The sequence below is a fragment of the Pseudomonas sp. MD195_PC81_125 genome (genome assembly GCF_014060985.1).
Taxonomy (GTDB): domain Bacteria; phylum Pseudomonadota; class Gammaproteobacteria; order Pseudomonadales; family Pseudomonadaceae; genus Aquipseudomonas; species Aquipseudomonas parakoreensis.
In genome coordinates, this window is record NZ_JABULD010000197.1 from 1 (window position 1) to 8,313 (window position 8,313).

At 58.8% G+C, this 8,313-nt stretch carries 6 protein-coding genes and 2 pseudogenes; 4 read left to right on the forward strand and 4 right to left on the reverse strand.

Annotation, left to right across the window (positions count from 1 at the left end; all coding sequences use genetic code 11):
- Positions 1-47: 47 nt before the first annotated feature.
- Both HT737_RS08460 and HT737_RS08465 read right to left on the reverse strand, forming a co-directional pair.
- A complete protein-coding gene (locus HT737_RS08460; RefSeq protein WP_182402187.1) occupies positions 48-254 on the reverse strand; it encodes a SlyX family protein in 207 nt (68 codons plus the stop codon).
- A 3-nt stretch (positions 255-257) separates the two neighbouring features.
- On the reverse strand, positions 258-683 hold the full coding sequence (locus tag HT737_RS08465) for an HIT domain-containing protein (protein WP_182402189.1): 426 nt from the start codon (positions 681-683) through the stop codon (positions 258-260).
- Between the two features lie 893 nt (positions 684-1,576).
- Between HT737_RS08465 and HT737_RS08470 the strand changes: the two genes are divergently transcribed.
- Positions 1,577-2,935: an OprD family porin gene (locus HT737_RS08470; protein ID WP_121186860.1), complete on the forward strand. Its 1,359-nt coding sequence runs from the start codon at positions 1,577-1,579 to the stop codon at positions 2,933-2,935.
- Between the two features lie 115 nt (positions 2,936-3,050).
- Here the strand turns inward: HT737_RS08470 and HT737_RS08475 are convergent, their stop codons facing one another.
- Together HT737_RS08475 and HT737_RS08480 are read right to left on the reverse strand one after the other, a co-directional pair.
- Positions 3,051-3,893, reverse strand: a complete 843-nt coding sequence (locus HT737_RS08475; RefSeq protein ID WP_007912753.1) for a mechanosensitive ion channel family protein — start codon at positions 3,891-3,893, stop codon at positions 3,051-3,053.
- A 138-nt stretch (positions 3,894-4,031) separates the two neighbouring features.
- Complete coding sequence (locus HT737_RS08480; protein ID WP_182402191.1) at positions 4,032-4,517, reverse strand: YajQ family cyclic di-GMP-binding protein; 486 nt, start codon at positions 4,515-4,517, stop codon at positions 4,032-4,034.
- 140 nt (positions 4,518-4,657) lie between these two features.
- Here HT737_RS08480 and HT737_RS08485 point away from each other — a divergent pair.
- The 3 genes and pseudogenes from HT737_RS08485 to HT737_RS08495 form a co-directional block, all read left to right on the forward strand.
- Positions 4,658-5,574: pseudogene (locus HT737_RS08485) on the forward strand (putative 2-dehydropantoate 2-reductase).
- A gap of 45 nt (positions 5,575-5,619) precedes the next feature.
- Positions 5,620-7,656, forward strand: coding sequence for an ATP-binding protein (locus HT737_RS08490; RefSeq protein ID WP_182402193.1), 2,037 nt, complete (start codon positions 5,620-5,622; stop codon positions 7,654-7,656).
- A gap of 3 nt (positions 7,657-7,659) precedes the next feature.
- A pseudogene (locus HT737_RS08495) lies at positions 7,660-8,232 on the forward strand (cob(I)yrinic acid a,c-diamide adenosyltransferase); the annotation flags it as partial.
- Positions 8,233-8,313: the final 81 nt, after the last annotated feature.

Genomic DNA, 8,313 nt, shown 5'->3' on the forward strand with positions numbered 1-8,313 from the left:
AGCCACGCTGCTCGCGGTTTTTTTACGCCTGCACAAATGTGTTGGCATCAGTAATGCGGCGGTGGCGCTTCTTCCTCGAAAGAGTCGAATTGCCCGACCATCTCTTCCTGACGCTTGATCAGAGCCGCCATCTGCAGTTGCAGGCGTTCGATCACGCGCTGCTGCGCCACCAGCTCATCGTTCAACGCCTGAATGGTGTCATCCTGAAACGCCAGGCGGCTTTGCAGATCGGTAACGCGTTCTTCAAGGTTCATGGTTCAACCCTCCAGAAACGTGAAGTGTTCGGTCAGCACCAGACGCAGCCGTTCACGAATGCCCGCAACCTCTTCGGCGCTGTAGGGTCTTGCCGGGTGTTTACCCCAGACCGGCGCCGGCCATGCCGCGTCATCCCGCTTGCGCACGATCACATGCATGTGCAACTGGCTGACAACGTTGCCCAGCGTCGCAACGTTCAACTTGTCGGCGTCGAACAGACCCTTCAGCAGCTCGGCCAGCGCCGCGGTCTCCTGCCACAACTGCTGCTGATCGGCGACATCCAACTGAAACAACTCGCTGATATCGTCGCGACGTGGCACCAGGATGAACCACGGGTAATTGGCATCATTGGACAGCAGCAGCCGGCAGAGCGGGAAGTCACCGATGGTCAGGGTGTCCTGTTGAAGTCGTGAATCTAAAGCAAACACTGCGTGCACTCCCGGCTGATCGACATAATTCAGCTTAGCGGCCGTGAAAGACAGGCGACACACCAAGCGACAGGCAGGCAGCATACCTGCGAATCCATCAGGCTTCACGAGCGCCGTGCCGCCCTGGCCATCACAGCCCAGACAAAGGACATTTGCAGAGACTGCGCACCATTACAGCGCCAGGACGGTGCCCGGACACGGGCAAACACCCGAAATGGGCAGGTCCATTCGACAGCAGGCTCGTCACAAGCTGTATGAATCCGGTACAGCCTGTAAATTTTTTGCACCAAAACCGCACAGTGCGTCTACGCTCAGTGCGTCGGGCATCCGCCAAATACTCACTGACGGGGTGAACCGGTAACGTTTTTGGTTGTCATGGCCCCACGCGAACCTGACAACACGATGCAAAGGTATGCGTCAAGCCCCTGATACAAAAGGGCTTGAACCCCCGTTTTTATGCGGTTTTTACAGCGAAAGGCGGGTGTGCAGAAAAATAAACGTGGCAACCCTGCACTTTGTGCACGCTTGTTGCATTGAGACACACATGGTCTATAGCGCACCACGGGAAGTGGCAGTTGAGACCAAACAAATACGGTGGCAGGGTTGCCCCAATGGAGATTCAAGTGTTTTGCCAGGGACTCTTTTTTACCGATGCAAAAAGGCCCAGAAACAGCGATAAAGTTGTCAGCCCGGCTGCATGGGTAACGTGAATTTGCGACATCAACCCAGCTGTTTGCGACGTCGTCGTAAAGATCATGAAAGGTTGTATGAGCAAGTATCGCCAACATTGTCGGCGTGATATAAGTTTGCGCCGACACAAAAAGAAAGAGCCGCCCAGATAATAAAACAGGTGGGACGGCAGTACTCTTCTAAAACCAAAGGAGCAAATCACGATGCGCGTGATGAAGTGGAGCACAATCGCACTGGCAGTTGCAGCAGCAGCCAGCACTCAGTTGGCTACGGCCGCCCCGTTTGTTAGTGACCAGGCAGAAGCCAAAGGTTTCGTTGAAGACGCAAAACTCACCGAAACGTTGAAGAACTACTACTTCAACCGCGACAACAAGAACGGCGGTGCTGACCAGAAAGACTGGACACAAGGTTTTCTGGGTAATTTCACCTCTGGTTACACCCAGGGTACTGTCGGCGTAGGCATTGACGCTTTCGGTTATCTGGCTATCAAACTGGACGGCGGTGACGGTACCTCCGGTTCGGGCAACATGAGTCGTAGCGACTTCGTCAATCCAAACAATGGCTCTCGCGACGTCAATGACAGCCAAGGCAAGGCCGGCGCTGCCATCAAGTTCCGCGTCTCCAAAACCGAGCTGAAAATCGGTGACCAACAGCCAAGCACTGCGCCAGTGTTCGCTGTCGGTGGTTCCCGCCTCATCCCGCAAACTGCCAGCGGCTTCCAGCTGCAGAGCAGCGAAGTCAAAGACCTCGACCTCGAAGCCGGTCACTTCTACTCGGCGACCAGCCAGGACAAGAACGCCCGCGACGGCGAGCTGTGGGCCACTTACGCCAACGTCAAGGCTGACTCGATCGACTACTTCGGCGGCAAGTACGGCATCACTGACAACCTCTCCGCCTCTCTGTATGGCGCCAAGCTGGAAGACATCTGGAACCAGTACTACGCCAACCTGAACTACACCATCCCGCTGGGTGGCGATCAGTCGGTGAACCTGGACGGCAACATCTACCGCACCACCGATACCGGTCGTGCCGAAGCGGGCGAGATCAGCAACACCGCGTTCTCCCTGGCAGCCGCCTATTCGTTCCTGAAAGCCCACACCGTCACTCTGGCTTTCCAGAAAGTTAACGGCGACACTCCGTTCGACTACATCGGTGTCGGTGGCCACGGCCCATCCAACCGTGGTGGCGACTCGATCTTCCTCGCCAACTCCATCCAGTACTCTGACTTCAACGGCCCTGGCGAGAAATCCGCCCAGATCCGTTACGATCTGAAAATGGCCGAGTACGGCGTTCCAGGCCTGAGCTTCATGGCTCGTTACGTGAACGGCTGGAACATCGACGGTACCAACGCACCGGCTGGCGGTTCCTACGTCAACGTGTACGGCAAAGATGGCAAGCACCACGAAACCAACTTTGAAGCCAAGTACGTTGTTCAAAGCGGCCCGGCAAAAGACCTGTCCTTCCGTATTCGTCAAGCCTGGCACACTGCTAACGCTGACGAAGGCGAAGGCGACGTTAAAGAGTTCCGCCTGATCACCGAATACCCACTGAACATCTTGTAATCGTCAGTGGTTAGTTGGAAGCATAAAAAAGGCCCATCTTCGGATGGGCCTTTTTATTGCCTGTCACTTGTCATAAATGCCTGACCAATAAGTCAGGCATTTAATTAGCAACCTATCATTGTGTTGCAGATTCCTGAACCACACGAATCACACGCTGCGGAAACGGAATATCAATACCGGCCGTCTTTAAACGATCTCGCGACTGTTCGTTAAACATGAACATCACATCCCAATAGTCTGCAGTTTTAACCCACACACGCAGGGAAACAGTGATCGAACTGTCACCCAGCGTCGAAATGACCGCTTGTGGCGCAGGGTCCTGCAATACGCGCTCATCCTTGGCCAGATCCAGCAGTACCTGACGGGCTTTCTGCAGATCCGCTTCGTAATCCACACCCACGTCGAACACCACCTTGCGGGTTGGCTGACGGTTGGTGTTGGTGATGATGCCGTTCGACAGATTGCCGTTCGGGACGATGATGGTCTTGTTGTCACCGGTACGCAGCACGGTGTGGAAAATCTGGATGCTGTCGACAGTACCCGCCACGCCTTGCGCTTCGATCCAGTCGCCGATACGGAACGGACGGAACAGCAGAATCAGCACGCCGCCGGCGAAGTTCGCCAGGCTGCCCTGCAACGCCAGACCGATGGCCAGGCCGGCAGCACCGATCGCGGCCACGAACGAGGTGGTTTCCACGCCGATCATCGAGGCGACGCTGACGATCAGCAGCACCTTGAGGATGATGTTCGCCAGGCTGCTGATAAAGCCTTGCAGCGCCAGGTCGGCATTACGCAGCGCAAGCAGACCGCCGAGCTTTTGCGTGACCTTGTTGATCAACCACCAGCCAATGGCCAGGGTAATCACCGCCAGCAACACACGGCTGCCGTATTCCATGATCATCGGAATCCACGCCTGGGACGCCTTGACCAGGTTGTCTACCTCAGCATTCAAATCCATCTTCCATCTCCTGATGTCCGGCTACCCGGGCTGTAAAAAATCAGCGGCAGAAAGACCGAGTCCATTGAGGCTCAATCGTTTCTGCCGTTGTTGGGGCCTCGGACGCTGAAAACGCCGAGAGGTTCCGCATGGGGACGCTTAGTCGCGGAAGTTGTTGAACTGCAGCGGCATGCCGAATTCCTTGGCGCGCAGGACTGCGATGGCTTCCTGCAGGTCATCGCGTTTCTTGCCGGTCACACGCACCTGTTCGCCCTGAATGGCGGCCTGCACCTTGAGCTTGGCGTCCTTGATGTGCGCGACGATTTTCTTCGCCAGCTCCTTGTCGATGCCTTCCTTGAGGATCGCGTCCTGCTTCATCAGCTTGCCCGAGGCGTAAGCGTCTTTGACTTCAAGGCACTGCACATCAATCTTGCGCTTGGTCAGGGCCAGCTTCAGGATCTCGATCATCGCTTCCAGCTGGAACCCGGCTTCAGCGGTGAGGTTGACGGTCAGGTCCTTTTCCTTGAACTCGAAGCTGCCTTTGCCTTTCAGGTCATAGCGACGATCGAGTTCCTTCACGGCGTTCTCGACCGCGTTGGTCAGCTCGTGTTTGTCCAGTTCGGATACCACGTCGAACGACGGCATGTAGTCTCTCCAATAAAAAGGCGCGCTCGATCAGGAGGGAGCGCGCTTGGCTTGCGGTTAAAATCCGGCTCATTATAACGGGTCTTTTCCCACCAATACGGCGAGCCTTGCATGCCAGTACCTTACCGAGTGAAAAACTGATGTCCACCCCTTGGCACGTTCTCGGCGCCGGCAGCTCGGCACCCTCTGGGCCACACGTCTGGCCCGCGCGGGTCTGCCGGTGCGGCTGATCCTGCGTGATGCCGAGCGTTTGCGCAGCTATCAGGCGGCCGGCGGGCTGACCCTGGTCGAGCATGGCGCAGCCACCACCTATGCCGTCCCCGCGCAAACGGCGGATGACCCGGAGCCGATCCGTCGCCTGCTGGTCGCCTGCAAAGCCTATAACGCCGAAAGCGCGGTCGCCCGCCTCGCCCCGCGCCTGAGCGCAGATGCCGAGCTGATCCTGCTGCAGAACGGCCTCGGCAGTCAGGACGCGGTCGCAGCGGTGGTTCCGCAGGCACGCTGCATCAGCGCCTCCAGCACCGAAGGCGCGTTCCGCGACGGCGACTGGCGCGTGGTGTTTGCCGGCCACGGTTTCACCTGGCTGGGCGATGCCGGTCATCCGGTGGCGCCGATCTGGCTGGACGACCTGCAAGCGGCGAACATCCCCCATGAATGGAGCACCGACATCCTCACCCGGCTGTGGCGCAAACTGGCGCTCAATTGCGCGATCAATCCACTGACCGTGCTTCACGATTGCCGTAACGGCGGACTGGAGCAGCATCAATGCGAAGTCGCCACGCTGTGCGCGGAACTGGCCGAGTTGCTGGAGCGTTGCGGTCAACCGGCAGCCGCGCTCGATCTGCAGCAGGAAGTCGAGCGGGTGATCCATGCCACAGCGGCCAACTACTCGTCGATGTATCAGGACGTGGCGAACCGGCGCCGCACCGAAATCAGCTACCTGCTGGGCCACGCCTGCAAAGTCGCCACCCGTCATCAACTGAACCTGCCGCACCTCACGCAATTGCAGCAGCGTCTGGTCGAGCATCTGCGCAGCCTTGGATTGCCCAGCGACTGAGCAGCGGCTACGCTGCCCACTTGTTCCTCTGCTGCGATAAACCTGATGCCATTGCGCCAGCGCCTTGAAAACCTGCCGGTCGGCCAGAAACTGCTGGCCGCCCTGCTGGTGTTGTTGACCACCGTTCTGCTGGTCGCCAACCTGACCTTTATCAGCGCCGCCTATTACATCTCCCAGGAAAGCATGGCGCCGCAGGCCCTGCAGACCATTGGCCGGCTGATCTCCAACCCGAGCCTGGTCGCACAAGCCCTCGAGTCGCCACAAAGCGCCGAACGCCTGCTCAAGGAACTCGACAGCTATTCGCCGCTGCGTGCGGCGGCGTTGTACGACGGCAAGGGTGACCGACTCGCCCAGGTGCAGCGTGGCGACAAACTCAATCTGCCGGAACGCTATCGGCACATCGAAGCCTGGCAACTCACCGAGTTTCGCAGCAACCAGTTGATCACCCTGCCTCGCCCGGGCACTGCACCGGGTCATCTGCTGCTGGTGGCCAGCAGTGAACTGCCGATGGCGTTTTACACCGGCACCTTGACGGCCAGCCTCGGCATCCTGATTTTCAGTGTGCTGCTGTGGTTGGTGATTGCGCGGCAGATCAAACGCCTGATCACCCGCCCGATCCATGAACTTGAAGAGCTGTCGCGTCAGGTCACCCGTGAAGAGAACTACGCCCTGCGCGCCTCGCGCGGTAATCATGACGAAATCGGCAGCCTCGCCGAGGCATTCAACACCATGCTCTCGCGCATCGAAGCTCGCGAGCAGCAACTCAAGCGCGCCCGCGATGACTCGCAGGCCGCCTACGATCAGGCTCAGGGCCTGGCCGAAGAAACCCGCCACACCAACCGCAAGCTGGAACTGGAAGTCCAGGTTCGCAGCAAGATCGAGAAGAAGCTCACCGGTTTCCAGAACTACCTCAACAGCATCATCGACTCCATGCCCTCGGCGCTGATCGCCCTCGACGAGCAGCTCTACGTGACCCAGTGGAACCAGGAGGCCAGCGCCCTCTCCGGCACGCGCCTGGATGAAGCGTTGAACCAGCCGATCTTCCTCGCCTTCGAACCGCTCAAGCCGTTTCTGCCGCAACTCAAGCAGACCGTGGAAGAACACACGGTGGCGAAGATCGAGCGGGTGACCTGGTTCAAGGACGACGAACCCAAGCATTACGCCCTGACCTTCTACCCGCTGATGGGCGGTGCCGGGCGCGGTGTGGTGATCCGCATCGACGACATCACCCAGCGCCTGTCGCTGGAAGAAATGATGGTGCAATCGGAAAAGATGCTCTCGGTCGGTGGCCTGGCCGCCGGCATGGCCCACGAGATCAACAACCCGCTCGGTGCGATCCTGCACAACGTGCAGAACATTCGCCGGCGGCTGTCGGCAGATCTGCCGAAGAACCTCGAAACCGCCGAACAGCTCGGCATCGAGCTGGACACGGTCAACCGCTACCTGCAAAGCCGTGAAGTGCCGAAGTTGCTCGACGGCATCCAGCAGGCCGGCGCCCGCGCAGCAAAAATCGTCACCCACATGCTCAGTTTCAGCCGGCGCAGCACCCGGCAAATGGCCCCGTGTGATTTGCCCGCGCTAATCGATCAAGCAGTGGAAATTGCCGGCAACGACTTCGATCTGGCGATCGGTTTCGACTTCAAGGGGCAGGCGATCATCCGCCAGTTCGACCCGGCACTCGGCCCGGTGCCGGGCACCGCCAACGAACTGGAACAAGTGCTGCTCAATCTGCTGAAAAACGCCGCGCAAGCCATTCACCAGCGCGAAGACGACAACGAGCCGGGGCGGATCATTCTGCGTACCCGACTCAATCCGCCATGGGCCGAGATTCAGGTCGAGGACAACGGCATTGGCATGAGCGAGAGCGTGCGCAAACGCACCTTCGAGCCCTTTTTCACCACCAAGGAAATCGGCCAGGGCACGGGACTGGGGCTGTCGGTGTCGTACTTCATCATTACCAACAACCATAAAGGCCAGATGGAAGTGCAATCGGCGCCCGGCCAGGGCACCTGTTTCACCCTGCGCCTGCCGCTGACACAACCGGCAGCCATCGCCGCCGAAACCAATCAACTAACGAGGTAACCCATGGGCTTTCGCTTGTCGAAGATCTACACCCGCACCGGCGACACAGGCGAAACCGGCCTGGGCGATGGCCGCCGCGTGCCCAAGGATCACCCGCGCATCGAGGCCATTGGCGAAGTCGACACACTGAACAGTCAGGTCGGTGTGCTGCTGGCCGGGCTGATCGCCGAGCGTGAAGCGTTTCCGGGCTTGGATGAACTGATCGACGTGCTCGCCCCCTGCCAGCATCGTTTGTTCGATCTGGGCGGTGAACTGGCGATGCCGGAATATCAGGCGCTGAACGCGGCGGAAATCGAACGCCTGGAAGCGGCAATCGATGTGTGGAACGAGGAACTGGGGCCACTGGAGAATTTCATACTGCCCGGTGGCTCAACGCTGATCGCCCAGGCCCATGTGTGCCGCAGTCTGGCGCGCAGTGCCGAGCGGCGTTGTCAGCATTTGAATGCGATTGAGCCGTTGGCCGGGGTTGGTTTGGCGTATATCAATCGGTTGTCGGATTTGCTGTTTGTGGCGGCGCGCTTGATTGCGCGGCGCCAAGGGGTGGCAGAGATTCTTTGGCAGCCTGCCGCAAAACCAACAAAAAATGTAGTGTTTTTATCGGCCGCCATCGCTGGCAAGCCAGCTCCCACAAGGTTTTGTGTCGTTCTCCGCATTTGC